The following is a 16,570-nucleotide window of genomic DNA, read 5'->3' as shown; positions in this document are numbered from 1 at the left end:
GTCAGGACTTTCCGAGATAACGATCGAGGACATTCTGGGTAACGCGTTCGACCATCGGGTCCTGCCTCAGCAGGCCGGCGACCCATTCGCAACTCCCGGCGTGGAAGACCTCGCCCTTGCCGCGCGGGAAACTGACGATCATGCCGTTGCCGCGTTTGACTTTTTCCAGGCTGGCGTCGCTCCGATCGCCAAACAGCGTCTCGGCGCTGAAGCGGCCATCCTCGTCGGTGAGAAACTGATCCTCGATCGGGATATCGGCGCTTTCCTCGACCTGGCTGGCCATGCCAACCGCGAGAACCTGCAAGCCATCCGGCGCGCCGCTGGTCGCGGTCGGGTAGGGCAGGCCGCCGCGGATTTCGAAGTCCAGCCCGTCGACCTCATAGCCATAGACATGGCTGTCGGCGCCAAGCAGGTCGCCATAGTAGATGCCGGTTCCGGCAAAGGCCCAGTGCTCGGGTCGATACACGGGAAAGCCGCGCACACCGCGTGGGGCGCAGCCGCCCCAGCCGGCATAGAGGCCGCGTGTGGCGTTGAGCCCGAAGGTCGCCGAACCCTGCCGGCCGATCTCGGGCGCCTCCCAGGAGTTGGTGGCGCGGGTGACGTCGCCGCCGCGATAGGCGGGGTCTTCGGCCCGGGCACGGTATTTGTAGCAGACCTGCCGCCGGCCTTCATCCTCCAGCCGCGTCTGCCACATGAAATTGCCGGCGAAACGCGCCGCATGGCCGCCGCGCTCGACGTAGCTGTCGACCGCATCGCGCATTTCCCAGGTCCAGTACTCGTCATGGCCGACGAAGACGGCGCAATCGTAACCGTCGAGAATCTCAGGCGAGAAGTGCAGATCATGCTGGCTGGCGAGGTCGACGGCGTAGCCCGCCCGTTCGGCGAAGCGGAAGAAATGGCTGTCATAGCTCGCCCAGCCCGACGAGGCGTATTTCTTCGAATGGCCGGTCGCAAGCGCCCATTCCATGTGCGGATAGCGCGGCACGGTCCTGGGTGGCACCGCGACCTCCAGCGGCACGCGCGGCGCCTCCGTGGGCAGCACGACGAAGCCGCGGCACCAGGGGCGCTGCGTCGAGACAACAGGCGAGTACTGGTTGCGGTCCGGCCCGGTGATGCCTTGATAATGATTGGAGCCGCCCCAGGTGTTGTAGGCGAGCCAGGTGCCTGTCGCCGCCACCTGCAGCACACGGCCTGGCTTCTTGCCGGGCAGCGGCGCGACGATGAAGAGATGATGGGAGAGGATCGGCTTGCCGTCGCGGCCGTCCGCGGTCAGCGTCACGCGGTAGGCGCCGGACGGCCAGTCGCTGCCGACGGTGAATTCGAACGAGGCTTCCCAGCTGCAGCCTTCGGCCGAGCACTGGTCTGGACTTTCCTGCCAACGCGCCGCAATGCCGGACTTCTCGAACACCTTTGTTTCGGTGCCGCCGTCGCGGACGATCGTCATGCTGAAGGACGGTGCAGTCGAACTGACATGCAGCGCCACGGTCTCGCCAGCGCGATAGGAAAACCGGTCGCTGTAGCACCAGATTTCACCGCGCTCGCCATCCATACCCGGCCATTCGTAATAGTGGCCGCGCACCGCGTGCCGGCGTTGCTCTGGCGTCAATCCGAAATCGGGGAATTCAGTGGTCAATCTGGTCATTGTCATGCTCAGGCTGAAAGGTATTTCTTGAGGAAGGTGCGGGTGCGTTCCTTTTGCGGGGCGCGGAAGATGTCGCCCGGCGGGCCTTCTTCCACCACCACGCCGCCATCCATGAACAGCACCCTGTCGGCCACTTCGCCGGCAAAGCGCATTTCATGCGTTACGATGAGCATGGTCATGTGCTCGGCGGCAAGCTGCTTCATCACCGCGTTGACCTCGTCGACCAGCTCCGGATCGAGCGCCGAAGTGGCCTCGTCGAACAGCATCACCTTGGGCTGCATGGCCAGCGCGCGGGCAATCGCCACGCGCTGCTTCTGCCCGCCCGAAAGACGCGAGGGATAGGCGTCGATCTTGTCGGAGAGACCGACCTTGGACAAAAGACCAAGCGCCAGCGCACGAGCCTCGGCTTTCGGCATGCTTTTCAGGATCACCGGCCCCATCGTGATGTTCTCGATCACGGTCAAATGCGGGAACAGGTTGAAGTGCTGGAACACCATGCCCATCTGCTGGCGCACCTTGTTGATGTGCCTTTCGAACGCCTGGCCCTGCAGCTTCTGGTTGACCTGCAGGCCGTCCAGCCAGACTTCACCGCTGTTCAAACTCTCGAGATGGTTGATGGAACGCAGCAGCGTGCTCTTGCCGGAGCCGCTCGGGCCGATGATGGCGACGATCTGCCCACGTTCGACCGACAGGTTAATACCTCTGAGGACCTCGACGGCGCCAAACGATTTGCGTGCGCCGCGGACCTCGACCATTGGCCGCTGCGTGCTCATCGGGAAACCTCCACATGTCTTTCAAACCGATGCAGGGCCGCCTCGAGCACGAGGTTGAGAATGTAGTAGAGTGCCGCGGCAGTGATGTAGAATTCGAAAGGGCGAAACGTTTCGCTGATCGCCAGTTGCGCCGAGTGAACCAGCTCGGCAATGCCGATGACCGAGACGATGGAGGATTCCTTCAACAGCGCGATCAAATTGCTGCCGATCGGTGGCGCCGTGTTGCGGATGGCTTGCGGTATCACGACATGGCGCAGCGTCTGCCACTTGCCGAAGCCGATGCTGCGCGCGCCTTCCGTCTGGCCGACATCGACGGCCACGATGCCCGCCCGGATGACATCGGCATTGTAGACGGCAAAATGCAGTCCAAGGCCGACAATGCCGGCCGCCAGCGCAGGGATGTCGATACCGACCTGCACCAGGCCGAAATAGATCAGGAAGAGCTGCAACAGCAGCGGCGTGCCCATGAACACCCACATGAAGGCGCGCACGGGGTAGGCCAGGATTGCCGGTGCGTAGAGTACGACAACGGCAAAGAAGATGCCGACGACGAAGCTCATCGCTCCCGCCGAGACCGTCAGCACTGATGTCCACCAGGCGCCGGTCAGCAGAAGATCCCAGTAGGGCGCGACGACGGTGAAATCCAGGTCTTGCATCGTGTTCTGCCCTCAGACGATCGCGAAGCGTTTGTCGAGCACGTCGACTATGCGGGCGACGGCATAGACCATGATCATGTAGAGCAGGGCCGCGACGCCGAAGATCTCGAACGGCTTGTAGGTGGAGCCGATGAAGCGCTGGGCGGTGTAGGTCAATTCCACGACCGAGATGGTGGACACCAGGGCCGAGCCTTTCAGCAGCGCGACCGTGTTGACGCCGAGCGGGCGGATCATCAGCCTGGCGGCTTGCGGCAGCACCACCTTGCGCAAGGTCTGGAACCGGCCAAACCCGATCGTGCGCGCCGCCTCCGTCTGGCCCCGGTCGACCGCCACCACGGCGCCGCGGATTGATTCCGCCATATAGGCGCCGATGTTCAGCCCGAGGCCGATCACGCCGGCCGCGAACGGATCCAGATTGATGCCGATCTGCGGGCCGCCGAAATAGAACACGAAGAGCTGGATCAGGCACGGTGTGCCGCGAAACAGGCTCACATAGAGTGTGCCGACGGCCCGCAGGATCGCCGATCTCGACATTCTCGCGGTCGCGGCAAGTGCTGCCGCGGCCAGCCCCAGGACCAGGGCCAGCGCTGTCAGTTCCAGCGTCACCAAGGCGGCTTCCACGAAGAACGGGAAGACGCGCTGCATCAAAGAGAAATCCATGAAATGGCCCGGCGCAGTGGCTTTCGGCTTCAGGCGGCCTGAACCGTCGAAGCCTTGGCGAAATTAGCGGATGTCGCTGCCCACCCAGTGCATGGATATCTTCTGGTAGGTGCCGTCGGCCATCATGCCGTCCAGCGCCTTCTGCATGGCGGCCTTGAGCTCCGGATTGTCCTTGCGGATGGCGATGCCGATGGCGACGCTGCCGCCTTCGATACCCGGCGTGTCGAGCTTGCGTACCTTCTCGCCGGTCTCCTTGACGGCGACCATGACCGGAATGTTGTCGACGACGATGGCGTCGACGCGACCGGCCTTCAATTCCAGCAGCAATTCCGGCAGCCCCTTATAGGTGCGGATGTCCCAGCCGCCCTGTTGGCGCGCCCATTTCTCATGCGTTTCGCCGAGCGTCACGCCAAGGGTCTTGCCTTTGAGATCGTCGAGGCTCTGCACCTTGGAATCCTGGTTGACGAAAACCGCGCGGCCGGCGTGGTAGTAGGGGCCGACGAAATCGACCACCTTCTCACGCTCCGGCGTGATCGTCATTGAGCCGACCACGGTGTCGTATTTGTTGGCGAGCAGGCCGGCGATGATGCCGTCCCAGGCGGTGGTGATGATGGTGCCCTTGACGCCGATGCGCTCGGCGATGGCCTTGCCGATATCGGCGTCGAAGCCGACGACCTCGTTCTGATCGTTGACGAAGTTGAAAGGCGGATACTGACCGCTCATGGAAATCTTCAATTCGCCCGCCGCCTTGATCTTCTCGAGGTCATCGGCCCTGGCCGAGACGTTAGTGAAGAAAGACGCAAACAGCAGCGCCGCGACGGCAATGCCGGAAAATACCTTGTTCATTTGAACCGTCCTCTGGATGGAGCGCGAAGGCTTGTTCTTGGGAGGCATTGGGGCGCCTCCTGACGGCAATGATTGCCTTTGCGGTAGCATTGCGCAAATAGATAATGGAAATAGGGAGCATAGATATCAGGAATGGCATTGCCGCGCCCCGAACGGCTGGTCTGGGATCTGGACTGGAACCTTTTGCGGACATTCGTCGTCATCGCGGAGGTGAAGAGCATCACGCGTGCCGCCGAGAGGCTGAACCTCAAGCAGCCAAGCGTCAGCAATGCGCTGCGGCGGCTGGAAGACCGGGTCGGCAGACGGCTGGTCGAGCGCGATGCGACGCGCTTCGAACTCACCGAGGTTGGACGGCTTCTCTACGAGCAGAGCATCGAGGTGTTCGGCACCATATCGCAACTGCCGCTCTTGATGCGCGGCATCAGCGACGATGTTACCGGCCATGTCATGATCGCGACCGCCAGCCATGTGGTCTCGCCGCTGTTCGACCGGGCGCTGTCGGAATTCCACCGCAACTATCCGCGCGCCAGCATCACCATTTCGGTCGCGGCAAGCACCGAAGTGGCCAAGCAGGTGAGGGAGCGCCGTGCTTCGTTTGGCGTCTGCCTGGTCAGCCAGCGCGATCCGGCGCTGCAATACGACATGGTCTATCGCGAGTTCTTCGGCTTCTTCTGCGGGCCGCGGCACAGGCTCTACGGGCAAACCGGACTGACGCTGGCCGATCTCCGCGACGAGCCCTCGGTATCGTTCCAGACCGACCATATTTCGGATGCGCTGCGGCCGGTCGCGCTGTTGCGCAGCGAAGCACGGCTGAACGCGGATGTCGTGGGTGTGTCGTCGAGCCTGGAGGAGGTGCGGCGCATGATCGTCGCCGGGCTCGGCATCGGCCCGCTGCCGCTGCATGTAGCGCGGCGCGATGTGGCGGACGGCGCGCTGTGGCGGCTGCCGCCCTATGATGAGCCGCCGGCCATCGATATCTTCCTGCTGGTCAATCCGGACAAGGCGATGAACCGCGCCGAGAAGGCGTTGCTGTCGGGCCTGCAGACGCTGATCGCCGAGACGCCGCTCGAGGACCGTATCTACAAAGGCTGATATGCAATATCGAATGTGCGGCGGCAGACAAACCCGCTTGCCTCCCTATTCATCGCCATGCCCTTGGCCCTCGTCGACAAAGCGACTATCTCAGGACAAGGCGGCGTTCCGCCCAGGGGGTCGACATGCTCAGAGTGCAGAAGGTCAAGGTCGACGACATCTACGTGCCGACGGCGCGCAAGAAGACGCTGCATCCCGAGACGGTCCGTCATCTCGCCGAGGACATTCTGGAGAATGGCATGAAGATGCCGATCCAGGTCCGTCACGACGGCAAGCGTCATATCCTGGTAGAAGGCCTGCATCGGCTGGAAGCGGCCAAGTGGCTCGGCGAGACCGAGATTGATGCCTATCTGGTGCAAGCCAAGCGTCACTGACGCGTCCTCGATTTCGCCGTTGGTCCCCATCCACGGGAAAGCCCCAGAATTTCTCCTTGATGATGTCGGTCTGCATTTCGCTGGTTCGTCCTTGGGACGGAAGCCGGGTCAGACCAATATTCTCGATCGGTTTTCGCGCGGGTTGGGGCCGATGCACCAGCCATCTCAAGAACGCACCGACACACGGACAGACTGGAGGAGATCGATATGTCCAAAGCCCTGCTTTTCGCCATTCTTGCTTCGGCCGCGGCGCTTCTCGCCGGTCCGGGCATCACCAACGCAAAAGAGGTAAAATCTGCCATGACGACCGAAGCGAAGACACCGCCGAAGCCTGAAAAATCCGGCCTGCTGCCGATCAACGGCCTGAATTACTATTATGCCGTCTACGGCAAGGGTGAGCCGCTGCTTCTGCTGCATGGCGGTCTCGGTACATCGGACATGTTCGCCCCCCTCCTGCCGAAGCTTGCCGAGCATCGCACTGTCATCACCGTCGACCTGCAAGGCCATGGCCGCACTGCGCTTGGCGACCGGTCGTTCACGCTGGAAGCAATGGGCGACGACATGGCTGATATCGTCAAACGGCTTGGTTACGGCGAGGTCGACGTCATGGGTTATTCGCTGGGCGGCGGCGTCGCCTTCCGCATGGCCGTCCAGCACCCCGAAACGGTGCGCCGGCTTGTGCTGGTTTCGACCGGCTATGCCGCCGACGGTTTCTATGACGAGATGCGCCCGCAGCAGGCGCAGGTGAGCGCGGCAGCGGCCGATTTCATGAAGGACACGCCGATGTACAAATCCTACGTCGCGGTGGCGCCGCATCCCGAGGAGTTCCCGAAGCTGCTCGACACACTCGGCAACTTCATGCGCCAGAACTACGACTACTCGGCCGATGTTCCCAGGCTAAAGATGCCGGTCATGCTGGCCTACGGCGACAGCGACATGTACAAGCTCGAGCACGAGATCAAGTTCTACCAGATGCTCGGCGGCGGGTTGAAGGACGCGGGCTGGATGCGTGAAAACCTGTCGCGGAACCGCCTGGCGATCCTGCCCAACCGAACCCACTACGACGTCTTCTTCGCTCCAGAGCTGACGGCCGCCGCGCTGCCGTTCCTCAACGGTGAGACCAAGGTGAAGAGCTGGGACGAGGTGGTCGGCGAAACCGAATAGCTTGCCCGGCATTGGCTGCCGGCGGTCTCCCTCGAGGCGGCTGGCAGTTTTATCGCCGCAGTCGATGCGATCGTATCAATGCTTTTGAATTGACCCGGTGTCGGGCGTCGATAGTCTCGCATCAAATCTTCTCAGGAATGGATACGGCAATGGCTAATTATCAGGGCGGATGCCTGTGCGGCGCGGTGCGTTATCGCGCCGACGTCGAGCCCGTCAACGAACGCATCTGCCATTGTCGGCTTTGTCAAAAGGCAATCGGCGCCGCCTTCAATGCGCGTGTGCTGTTTCGCATCGACGATGTGACGATCGAAGGGCCGGTGGCGACCGTGAACAGCTCGCCGGATATTAAACGGGGGTTTTGCCCAAGCTGCGGCACGACGATGTTTTCGCGGCGCGATGCCGCCGGCATTATAGGCGTCACCACCGGGTCACTCGACGATCCGTCCGTCTTCAAGCCACAGATGCACATCTGGATCGTCTCCAAGCAGTCCTGGGTGGTGCTCGATGACGGCTTGCCGCAGCACGAAGGCGCGCCGCCTGCCTGAGGCCTCCGGCCTTCCTTCACGCCTTATGAAAGAAGATGAATCTGCGCTTGAGCGCCGAAACCGATGAGCCGTGCCGGATGAAGTGCGGCATGGCCACGCATCCACCCTTCGGACCAACAGAAGGGTGACGTTACGCGACCATGACAAAAATTAATCGAAACAGTCACGAAATAACCGAAACAGTCACGCGAAAGCCGGCAAACCGTCATTGGCGAGCCATCATTGTCCCCCTATTTAACCGGTGCGGGCCGGCATTCGAGGAGACGACGGATGAACGACAGCATCAGCACCCTGGACGAGCTTTTGAGCGATCCGATGGTCCTGCTTGTGATGGAGCGCGATCGTGTGCGCCCGGAACAGGTGCGCATGCTGCTCGAACGGGCGCGCCGGCCTTCCGTCGAGGAGCCGGTTGTCCCGCCGGCGCACGTGATCGCTAGGACGTGCCAGAAACTCTGGCTTTGCCCCTGATCGCATCGTGATTTGCTCCAGTTTTGCAGACCGACTCAACGGGCCGGGTCTGGCGCTGCCAGCGCGCCGAGGCGGCGCGGTGTTGATATTCGAACACGCCTTCCACACTCGGTGAATTGATTTTCCGGCCCATGGCGGTATGGCTTTGCCCGGGCCGATCGCCAGCGGTCGTCCTCCGCCCACTCGATCTCTCACATATGAAATTCGTCATGGCCGACATCTGCATGCAAGGCATGGACACCGGCTTTGTCGGTCTGGGATACGCCAAGGTCGCATTTCTCGGCCTGGTCCAAGGCATCACCGAACTGCTGCCGATTTCCTCCACCGCTCATATGCGCATCGTTCCGGTGGTGCTGGGCTGGCAGGATCCCGGCTCCTAAAGCAATTCCAGGAAAAGTGCGTAGCGGTTTTCCGTCCGGAATTCGTCAGACAAGGATAAAAAGGTAATTCCAGAAACGTGGGTGCCGGTGTTGCGCCGGCGCAACCCCGGGCAGCCACGCGTCGATCGTCGAAGATGTGATCGGCCGCCTTCATTGACTTCGGGCAAAAATCCACTTTTAATGTTCTGTTAAGAAAAACAGATGGGTGGGGCCGTATGGCATCCTCGGTGGGTTGGCGCCGCAAGGCGAAGGGGTTTGGGTTTGCGCTTGCGCTGACGACTTCTTGTTCGGCGGCGGGTTTGGCGAATGCGGCGTCGCTTTCCATGACCATCGGCGGCCAAACCTCCCAACCGATCGGACACTATGATTTTTGCAAGGTCCATTCTGCCGAATGCTCCATCCGCTCGCCCGCCAACGCTCCGGAGAGCATGACCGGCCAGCTGTTGCGGGAGATTTCCGCCGTAAATCTCACGGTCAACACGCGCGTCAAGCCGATGAGCGACATCGACAATTACGGCAAGGACGAGTGGTGGGCCTACCCCGACAACGGGTTTGGCGACTGCGAAGACTACGCGCTTGAAAAGCAGCGCGAGCTCAAGGCCGCCGGCATCGCCATATCCAATCTGCTGATGACGGTGGTGCGCAAGCCGGACGGCGAAGGCCACGCCGTACTTACGGTGCGCACCGACAAGGGCGATTTCATCCTCGACAATCTCAGCGACAAGGTTCGCCTCTGGAACCAGACCGGCTATCGCTACCTGAAGAGACAGGCTAGCGACAACAGCGGTCGCTGGGTTTCCATCCTTGGCGGCGACGAGCGGCTCGTCAGCTCTGTTCAATGATGTCGCCGGTCCCTTGTGTCGGCAGCCGCATTTCGACCTTAGCCGTTTGATCCATCCTCCCTTGGGGACGACCTTGCTTCGTGCCGGTGAGTGCTGGCGGCCGCCCGTTGGAACTGGTAATCCGGTGCGCGCATGGATCTTCTGACTATCCTGCAGTCCGCGCCTTTGCTGCTGGCGCTGATCAAGACCGCGCTGCCGTCGGCAGCGGCGATCGGCATGGGGTTAGGCCAATGGCTCGCTTCGTTGCCGCCATGCCGCGATTTCGTCTTCGAGGCCACCAGCTACCTGGTCTGCGAGGTCGATCCCAGACGATACCGGATCGAATTGTTCTGGAAGGACCCGGCCGGCAAGCCCTATCAATCGCTGCACAATCTCGACGACGCCCAGCGGCGGGCCGGGCGCACGATGCTGTTCGCCATCAATGCCGGAATGTACCATCCAAACCTCGCGCCGGTCGGCCTGTATGTCGAGCGCGGGCAGGAGCTGGCCTCGGCGAAGGTCGGTTCGGGAAGCGGCAATTTTTCGCTCCAGCCCAATGGCATCTTCTACATCAGCGACGGCAAGGCCGCGGTCCGCGCGACAAGGGATTTCCTAAAGAAGCGTCCGCCCACCGACTATGCCACGCAGTCCGGGCCGATGCTGGTGATCGACGGCCGATTGCACCAGAAATTCCGGGCCGACGGCACCTCGCGCAAGACGCGCGACGGTGTCGGGGTGCGAAGGGACGGTGTCGCCGTCTTCGCCATTTCGAATGGCACGGTGACATTCCATGCATTCGCACGCCTGTTTCGCGACGGACTCGGCTGCGACAATGCGCTGTTCCTCGACGGGTCGATATCGAGCCTGCTCGCGCCGGCCATCGGCCGCAATGACGACTACTGGAATCTGGGGCCGATGATCGGCGTGTTCAGGAATCCGGGCTGACGGCCGTCGGCGCATCGCGCTCTCCACAGTAGCCGCTCCAACATGCTTAAAAACTTGATTCAATCTTTATTGGTAATTTCTCGTTCATAACTCGAACTGGTTTGTCCGTCGGCCGTCGCCTTCGGTCTGTTGTGTTTGAGTACAGGTCCAGATGCGGTTACCAGGCGTCATCAGTTTCGTGATCGCATCGCTGTGCCTTGCCGGCTGTTCGTCGACATCCGGCGTGGACGCGCTGGACATGCAGAGGCCGTCGAACGAGATCACCAGCTCCGTGGTGCGGCCAAGCGCACCGATCGCATCCGTCCCCGTGAGAAAGGCCGAGCGGAGAGTGGCGGAAGCCACGCCGGAGGACGAGAGTGTCCGGCCTTTCGGCCTGACGGAGGAAGAGACGGTGGCGTTTCCGGCGCCCGACCTGCCGGACAGCATCGAGCCGCCGGTCGTCGAACCGGCGGCGCTGGTATCGCCGCCGAAGCTTTTGTCGCGGGCAGCACCGCCCATGCTGGCCGGACCGGTCACGCGCTACAGCTTTCGCGATGCCAAGCCGATCAATTTCGGCCGCTCCTCGCCACGCCGTCTTGCCGTGCATGGTGTCGACGTGTCGCGCTGGCAAGGCAACGTCAACTGGGAGAAGCTGCGCGCCCAGGGGGCCAACTTCGCCTACATCAAGGCGACCGACGGCGGCGACCATCTCGATCCGATGTTTATGAAGAACTGGCGCAACGCCGATGCCGCCGGGCTGAAGCGCGGCGCCTATCATTTCTTCTACTGGTGCCGCACGGCCGGCGAGCAGGCCGACTGGTTCATCCGCAACGTGCCGAAGGTCGACGGCGCCCTGCCGCCGGTGATCGACGTGGAGTGGAACGGCGAATCCAGCTGCAAGCGGCGGCCGTCGCGCGAAAAGGTGCTGGAGAAGATGCAGGTGTTCATGGACAAGCTGGAGCGCCATTACGGCCAGCGGCCCATCATTTACACAGCGCCCGATTTCTACCGCGACAATCTCAGGGGCGAATTCCTCGATTACCCGTTCTGGCTCCGCGCCGTGGCGCAGCATCCCTCAAAGGTCTATCCCGGCCGCAAATGGCTGTTCTGGCAGTATTCCGGCTCGGGCCTTTCGCACGGCGTGACGGGCCGCATCGACCTCAACGTCTTCCACGGCGACGAGCGGCAATGGCGCGCCTGGGCCGGCAGCCGGCAGATGGTGGCGGACGCGGATTGAGGCCGAAGAAGAGGCCATAGTCTAACGGCGCGAAAGCCTGCTCGTAGAAGAGCTTACTCCTCTCGTTGTCCCTCACTTCGATTGTGGTCGATCACAGCCCCGGTCCGAGACATTGAAACAAATCGGCCCGATCTTGCGACCGGGCCGATGCGTCTCAAATTTCAAATTTCTCAGCTGCACCCGCTCGTCGAGCCGCAGGTGTCGCATTTTTCGCAGGTGCCGTTCCGCACCATGGTGAAGTTATGGCACTCCGAGCACTCGTTGCCGGTATAGCCCTGCATCAGCGATTGCTGGCGCCGGGTGGCGGCGAGTGCCTTGGCTTCCGCGGCCTCGTGCGCCGCGGCGTCAGAGAACAGCCCTTCGGCGCCCTCAGTCTCGGCTTCCTCCTCGGCGATGTCCTCGACCAGCTCCCTGGCGCGTTCCTCATAGTCGCGCTTGTAGGCGATGGCCTCGTCGCTCGCCGGCTTCAGCGCCAGCACATTGGACCCGGAGAATGCCGTCGGCATCATGCGGGCAGGGGGCGTAGCCGGACCAGAGCCGCCAAATCCCTTCGGTTCGGCGCCGGACACCAGCTTGACCGGCGAGGCACCGCGATAGAGCCCCTTGGAGAAGGGTGTCGCCTTGCCTTCGGTGATGCCGCGACCGAGCGCCGTCTTGTCGAAATCCGACTGATCGACATGGGCGAGGTCGTGGCGGTTGAGATAAGAGACCGCAAGTTCGCGGAACACATAGTCAAGGATTGACGTCGCGTTCTTGATCGCGTCATTACCTTGCACCATGCCGGCCGGCTCGAACTTGGTGAAGGTGAAGGCTTCGACAAATTCCTCCAGCGGCACGCCATATTGCAGGCCGAGCGAGATGGCGATGGCAAAATTGTTCATCATCGCGCGGAAGGCCGCGCCTTCCTTGTGCATGTCGATGAAAATCTCGCCGAGACGCCCGTCGTCGAACTCGCCGGTCCGCAGGTAGACCTTGTGGCCGCCGACGACCGCCTTCTGCGTATACCCCTTGCGGCGGTTCGGCAGTTTTTCGCGGTCGCGGTAGAGACGCTCGACGACGCGCTCGACGATCTTTTCGGTGACCTGCACCGCACGCTGCGCGGCGGGCGCGGCGACCAGTTGTTCGATCGCCTCGTCCTCGTCCTCCTCGCCATCGGCGAGCAGCGAGGCATTGAGCGGCTGCGACAGCTTCGAGCCGTCGCGGTAGAGCGCGTTGGCCTTCAGCGCCAGCTTCCACGACAGCATGTAGGCGTTCTTGGCGTCCTCCACCGTGGCGTCGTTCGGCATGTTGATGGTCTTGGAGATGGCGCCGGAAATGAAGGGCTGTGCGGCCGCCATCATCTGGATGTGGCTGTTGATCGACAGCGAGCGCTTGCCGATCTTGCCGCAGGGGCTGGCGCAGTCGAACACGGGGAGGTGTTCGGCCTTGAGGAAGGGCGCTCCCTCAAGCGTCATCGCACCGCAGACATGGATGTTGGCGGCTTCGATGTCCTTCCTGGAGAAGCCCAGTGCCGGCAGCATCTCGAACGAGAAGTCGTTGAGCTGCTCGTCGGTGAAGCCAAAGGTCTCCTTCACCCAGTCGGCGCCGAGCGTCCACTGGTTGAAGACGAACTTGATGTCGAAGGCCGACTTCAGCGCGGCATTCAGCGCCGCGATCTTGTCGTCGGTGAAGCCCTTGGCCTTGAGCGAGCCGGGATTGATGCCGGGCGCCTGGTTGAGATTTCCGTGGCCGACGGCGTAGGCCTCGATCTCGGCGATCTGGCTTTCCGAATAGCCCAGCGTGCGCAGCGCTTCCGGCACGGCGCGGTTGATGATCTTGAAATAGCCGCCGCCGGCGAGCTTCTTGAACTTCACCAGCGCGAAGTCGGGTTCGATGCCTGTGGTGTCGCAATCCATGACCAGCCCGATCGTGCCGGTCGGCGCGATCACGGTCGCCTGGGCGTTGCGATAGCCGTGCTCCTCGCCGAGCTCGATGGCGCGGTCCCAGGCAGCCTTGGCATGCGTCGCCAGCTCCTGCTGCTTGAGGTCGGAGGCGACCAGCGGCACAGGGTTGACGGCCAGCTTCTCGTAGCCGTCCTTGTCGCCATAGGCGGCGCGGCGATGATTGCGCATCACGCGCAGCATGTTCTGCGCGTTGCGGTCGTAGTCGGGGAAGGCGCCGAGTTCGGACGCCATCTCGGCCGAGGTGGCGTAGGCGACGCCGGTCATGACGGCGGTCAGCGCGGCGCAGATGGCGCGGCCCTCGTCGGAATCATAGGGAATGCCCGACGTCATCAACAGGCCACCGATATTGGCGTAGCCGAGGCCGAGCGTGCGGTAGTCGTAGGAAAGCTTGGCGATCTCCTTCGACGGGAACTGCGCCATCATCACCGAGATTTCGAGAACCATGGTCCACAGCCGCACCGTGTGCTCGTAGGCCGCGATGTCGATCGTGCCGTCGGTGTTGCGGTAGGGCAGCAGATTGATCGAGGCCAGGTTGCAAGCTGTGTCGTCGAGGAACATGTATTCCGAGCACGGGTTGGAGGCCCGGATCGCACCGGCGGACGCGCAGGTGTGCCAGTCGTTCATCGTCGTGTTGAAGTGCAGGCCCGGATCGGCGGATGCCCAGGCGGCGTAGCCGATCTTTTCCCAGAGATCCCTGGCCTTCAGCGTCTTCAGCACCTTGCCGTCCTTGCGGGCGGTGAGATGCCAGTCGGCATCATCCTCGACGGCGCGCAGGAAATTGTCCTTCAGCGACACCGAATTGTTGGAGTTCTGGCCCGACACGGTGAGGTAGGCATCGGAATCCCAGTCGGTGTCGTAAGTCTTGAACGACATCGAGGTGTAGCCCTGCCTGGCGAACTGGATGACGCGGTAGATGTAGTTCTCCGGCACCGCGTCCTTCTTGGCCGCCTTGATCTCGCGCTTCAGCGCCGTGTTGATGGCGGGGTCGAAGCAGTCGTCGTCATGGCCTTCGCAGTTGACGCAGGCCTTCATGATCGCTTCGAGATGCTTCTTGACGATCTTGGAGCCGGTCACCAGCGAGGCGACCTTCTGCTCTTCATTGACCTTCCAATCGATGAATTCCTCGATGTCGGGGTGATCGGCGTCGACGATGACCATCTTGGCGGCGCGGCGCGTCGTGCCGCCCGACTTGATAGCGCCCGCAGCGCGATCGCCGATCTTGAGGAAGCTCATCAGGCCGGACGAACGGCCGCCGCCGGACAGCTTTTCGCCTTCGCCGCGCAGCAGCGAGAAATTGGAGCCGGTGCCCGAGCCATATTTGAACAGGCGCGCCTCGCGCACCCACAAATCCATGATGCCGCCCTCATTGACGAGATCGTCCTGCACGCCCTGGATGAAGCAGGCATGCGGCTGCGGGTGCTCGTAGGAGGATTTCGACTTGGTCAGCTTGCCGGTGAATGGGTCGACATAGAAGTGGCCCTGGCTCGGGCCGTCTATGCCATAGGCCCAGTGGAGACCGGTGTTGAACCATTGGGGCGAGTTCGGCGCCACGCGCTGGGTGGCCAGCATGTAGGCAAGCTCGTCGCGGAAGGCGCGCGCGTCTTCCTCCGACTTGAAATAGCCGCCCTTCCAACCCCAATAGGTCCAGGTGCCGGCCAACCGGTCGAACACCTGGCGGGCATCGATCTCGGACCCGTAGCGCTCGGCTTCCGGCAGCTTGGCCAATTCCGCCTCGTCGGCGACGGAGCGCCACAGGAAGGAGGGGACATCGTTCTCCTCGACCTTCTTCAGCCGCGCGGGGACGCCAGCCTTGCGGAAATATTTCTGAGCCAGGATGTCGGCGGCGACCTGCGAGAACTGCGCCGGCACGTCGATATTGTCCAAGCGGAACACCACCGAGCCATCCGGATTCTTGATCTCGGAGAGCGCCTTGCGGAATTCGATCTCCGCGTAAGCCGATTGTCCCTGTCTGGTGAAACGACGCTCGATGCGCATTGGTCCGGTCCCTTTTGTCTATATATAGCGCTTTTCCCAAGGGATTTCTGCCCCCAAAGGTGAAACGCGCAGTCCGCCGTTTGCCGGCATTTCGAACGATGCCGGCATCTCCTCGTCGCGGGCGCCGCAGCAGCGGACGGCCAAACGCCTTGCCGGGCACTTTGCCGAGGCTGCCAGCCGACCACGCGGGTCCCTCAAAACTGAATTTTTCGATTCCCTCAATCGAGGGAAGTTCACACTATCTAGCGTCGAGCCTGCCTGCAAACACTAAATATAGTGTTAACAGATCATTTTTTCCAGCCCGACAATTCTCCCTTTCGCTGTCCCACGACCCCCACATCCCAACGCTTCCGCCGGCCTCGTAAACAGGCGGAAATGCGGGAAAAAACGCACATAATCCGGGAAAATGACCGGGCTCAGAACTTTCCGGTCGCGCTCTCAACAGGAGCGCATGGCCTATAAAAGGCGACTCGTTTTGCGCCGTCAAGGATTCGTTTGCGTAGGTTTTGTGACCCCAACATCTTGTGTGTCACACATGTGGATAACGGGGACAGAATGGAGCTGCCGCGGTAGCCGCCGGCCGAGCGGACAAAGACGCGCTTGTCAGGCTCCGCGACGGCTCCGGGGCGTGATCCAGACACAGACCATCTGGCCCATCCGGCGTCGCGGATCAGCCCTAATGCGTCCTGGGCTTCGGCTCGGTTCCAGTGAAGTGCACCCCGATCCGGCCGTTGCGGCGCCAGCGGACTTCGAATCGATAGCCGATGCCGTCGACGGGCACATAGAGAAGGAAATGATCCGGAATCCTTGCTTCGGGCGGAACCTTGAGTTCGGCGCCACCTTCATTTTGATTGCGCAGCGTGCAGCCAACTTCCGAATTCGAGATGCCCGTGATGATCGTGCCGCCCTTGAGCACGCGCTGGCGATGCTCGCGCTTGTGCTCATCGGATCGCTCTGGATTGGGATTTGCGGGATTTGTCATCGGTGAAACGCCAGGATCGGATGAGATCCTATGACGTCTTCATTAGAAAAGCATTCACGCCGGCAGGC

Annotated in this window: 15 protein-coding genes and 1 pseudogene; 9 read left to right on the top strand and 7 right to left on the bottom strand. The window is 62.1% G+C overall.

All coding sequences use genetic code 11. From position 1 onward, the window contains the following. Window position 1: 1 nt before the first annotated feature. The 5 genes from LB533_RS08420 to LB533_RS08400 form a co-directional block, all read right to left on the bottom strand. Window positions 2-1,642, bottom strand: a complete 1,641-nt coding sequence (locus LB533_RS08420; RefSeq protein WP_140637927.1) for a N,N-dimethylformamidase beta subunit family domain-containing protein — start codon at window positions 1,640-1,642, stop codon at window positions 2-4. 8 nt (window positions 1,643-1,650) lie between these two features. Further along, entirely contained in the window at window positions 1,651-2,415 is a 765-nt protein-coding gene (locus LB533_RS08415) for an amino acid ABC transporter ATP-binding protein (RefSeq protein ID WP_318011215.1), read from the bottom strand. After that, window positions 2,412-3,071: an amino acid ABC transporter permease gene (locus LB533_RS08410; protein ID WP_140637929.1), complete on the bottom strand. Its 660-nt coding sequence runs from the start codon at window positions 3,069-3,071 to the stop codon at window positions 2,412-2,414. The genes LB533_RS08415 and LB533_RS08410 overlap by 4 nt, the downstream gene beginning before the upstream one ends. 12 nt (window positions 3,072-3,083) lie before the next feature. Next, window positions 3,084-3,731 (bottom strand): amino acid ABC transporter permease, encoded by a 648-nt coding sequence (locus LB533_RS08405; protein ID WP_140637930.1) that lies wholly within the window; start codon window positions 3,729-3,731, stop codon window positions 3,084-3,086. Between the two features lie 63 nt (window positions 3,732-3,794). Continuing rightward, window positions 3,795-4,577 (bottom strand): ABC transporter substrate-binding protein, encoded by a 783-nt coding sequence (locus LB533_RS08400; RefSeq protein WP_140637931.1) that lies wholly within the window; start codon window positions 4,575-4,577, stop codon window positions 3,795-3,797. 132 nt (window positions 4,578-4,709) lie between these two features. Between LB533_RS08400 and LB533_RS08395 the strand changes: the two genes are divergently transcribed. The 9 genes and pseudogenes from LB533_RS08395 (at window position 4,710) to LB533_RS08355 (ending at window position 11,582) form a co-directional block, all read left to right on the top strand. After that, window positions 4,710-5,669: a LysR family transcriptional regulator gene (locus tag LB533_RS08395; protein ID WP_140637932.1), complete on the top strand. Its 960-nt coding sequence runs from the start codon at window positions 4,710-4,712 to the stop codon at window positions 5,667-5,669. A 125-nt stretch (window positions 5,670-5,794) separates the two neighbouring features. After that, window positions 5,795-6,043 carry a ParB N-terminal domain-containing protein gene (locus tag LB533_RS08390; protein WP_006206067.1) on the top strand — a complete coding sequence of 83 codons (249 nt, stop codon included), beginning with the start codon at window positions 5,795-5,797 and terminating at the stop codon, window positions 6,041-6,043. 207 nt (window positions 6,044-6,250) lie between these two features. Beyond that, window positions 6,251-7,207 carry an alpha/beta fold hydrolase gene (locus LB533_RS08385; RefSeq protein WP_140637933.1) on the top strand — a complete coding sequence of 319 codons (957 nt, stop codon included), beginning with the start codon at window positions 6,251-6,253 and terminating at the stop codon, window positions 7,205-7,207. A 149-nt stretch (window positions 7,208-7,356) separates the two neighbouring features. After that, a complete protein-coding gene (locus LB533_RS08380; RefSeq protein WP_140637934.1) occupies window positions 7,357-7,752 on the top strand; it encodes a GFA family protein in 396 nt (131 codons plus the stop codon). Between the two features lie 270 nt (window positions 7,753-8,022). Beyond that, the gene (locus LB533_RS08375) at window positions 8,023-8,220 is read left to right on the top strand and encodes a hypothetical protein (protein ID WP_140637935.1); all 198 of its coding nucleotides are present in this window, start codon (window positions 8,023-8,025) and stop codon (window positions 8,218-8,220) included. 209 nt (window positions 8,221-8,429) lie between these two features. Next, window positions 8,430-8,597 (top strand): annotated as a pseudogene (locus LB533_RS08370) (undecaprenyl-diphosphate phosphatase); the annotation flags it as partial. A 218-nt stretch (window positions 8,598-8,815) separates the two neighbouring features. Beyond that, on the top strand, window positions 8,816-9,442 hold the full coding sequence (locus LB533_RS08365) for a transglutaminase-like cysteine peptidase (protein WP_224556756.1): 627 nt from the start codon (window positions 8,816-8,818) through the stop codon (window positions 9,440-9,442). A 132-nt stretch (window positions 9,443-9,574) separates the two neighbouring features. After that, window positions 9,575-10,366 carry a phosphodiester glycosidase family protein gene (locus LB533_RS08360; RefSeq protein WP_140637937.1) on the top strand — a complete coding sequence of 264 codons (792 nt, stop codon included), beginning with the start codon at window positions 9,575-9,577 and terminating at the stop codon, window positions 10,364-10,366. Between the two features lie 151 nt (window positions 10,367-10,517). Continuing rightward, entirely contained in the window at window positions 10,518-11,582 is a 1,065-nt protein-coding gene (locus LB533_RS08355) for a GH25 family lysozyme (protein ID WP_140637938.1), read from the top strand. Between the two features lie 170 nt (window positions 11,583-11,752). Here LB533_RS08355 and LB533_RS08350 read toward each other — a convergent pair whose 3' ends face one another. Together LB533_RS08350 and LB533_RS08345 are read right to left on the bottom strand one after the other, a co-directional pair. Beyond that, the gene (locus LB533_RS08350) at window positions 11,753-15,520 is read right to left on the bottom strand and encodes a vitamin B12-dependent ribonucleotide reductase (protein ID WP_224677007.1); all 3,768 of its coding nucleotides are present in this window, start codon (window positions 15,518-15,520) and stop codon (window positions 11,753-11,755) included. A 676-nt stretch (window positions 15,521-16,196) separates the two neighbouring features. Next, entirely contained in the window at window positions 16,197-16,502 is a 306-nt protein-coding gene (locus LB533_RS08345) for a PilZ domain-containing protein (protein WP_140637940.1), read from the bottom strand. Window positions 16,503-16,570: the final 68 nt, after the last annotated feature.

Origin of the sequence: Mesorhizobium sp. BR1-1-13, assembly GCF_020165515.1 — a bacterium.
Classification (GTDB): domain Bacteria; phylum Pseudomonadota; class Alphaproteobacteria; order Rhizobiales; family Rhizobiaceae; genus Mesorhizobium.
Note: the sequence above shows the minus strand (reverse complement) of the source record. Positions and strands in the feature narration are given on the sequence as shown.

Excerpts from the sequence above, each read along its gene's own strand:
- LB533_RS08420 (WP_140637927.1), bottom strand. The coding sequence starts at position 1,642 with ATGACCAGATTGACCACTGAATTCCCCGATTTCGGATTGACGCCAGAG.
- LB533_RS08415 (WP_318011215.1), bottom strand. The coding sequence starts at position 2,415 with ATGAGCACGCAGCGGCCAATGGTCGAGGTCCGCGGCGCACGCAAATCG.
- LB533_RS08410 (WP_140637929.1), bottom strand. The coding sequence starts at position 3,071 with ATGCAAGACCTGGATTTCACCGTCGTCGCGCCCTACTGGGATCTTCTG.
- LB533_RS08405 (WP_140637930.1), bottom strand. The coding sequence starts at position 3,731 with ATGGATTTCTCTTTGATGCAGCGCGTCTTCCCGTTCTTCGTGGAAGCC.
- LB533_RS08400 (WP_140637931.1), bottom strand. The coding sequence starts at position 4,577 with ATGAACAAGGTATTTTCCGGCATTGCCGTCGCGGCGCTGCTGTTTGCG.
- LB533_RS08395 (WP_140637932.1), top strand. The coding sequence starts at position 4,710 with ATGGCATTGCCGCGCCCCGAACGGCTGGTCTGGGATCTGGACTGGAAC.
- LB533_RS08390 (WP_006206067.1), top strand. The coding sequence starts at position 5,795 with ATGCTCAGAGTGCAGAAGGTCAAGGTCGACGACATCTACGTGCCGACG.
- LB533_RS08385 (WP_140637933.1), top strand. The coding sequence starts at position 6,251 with ATGTCCAAAGCCCTGCTTTTCGCCATTCTTGCTTCGGCCGCGGCGCTT.
- LB533_RS08380 (WP_140637934.1), top strand. The coding sequence starts at position 7,357 with ATGGCTAATTATCAGGGCGGATGCCTGTGCGGCGCGGTGCGTTATCGC.
- LB533_RS08375 (WP_140637935.1), top strand. The coding sequence starts at position 8,023 with ATGAACGACAGCATCAGCACCCTGGACGAGCTTTTGAGCGATCCGATG.
- LB533_RS08365 (WP_224556756.1), top strand. The coding sequence starts at position 8,816 with ATGGCATCCTCGGTGGGTTGGCGCCGCAAGGCGAAGGGGTTTGGGTTT.
- LB533_RS08360 (WP_140637937.1), top strand. The coding sequence starts at position 9,575 with ATGGATCTTCTGACTATCCTGCAGTCCGCGCCTTTGCTGCTGGCGCTG.
- LB533_RS08355 (WP_140637938.1), top strand. The coding sequence starts at position 10,518 with ATGCGGTTACCAGGCGTCATCAGTTTCGTGATCGCATCGCTGTGCCTT.
- LB533_RS08350 (WP_224677007.1), bottom strand. The coding sequence starts at position 15,520 with ATGCGCATCGAGCGTCGTTTCACCAGACAGGGACAATCGGCTTACGCG.
- LB533_RS08345 (WP_140637940.1), bottom strand. The coding sequence starts at position 16,502 with ATGACAAATCCCGCAAATCCCAATCCAGAGCGATCCGATGAGCACAAG.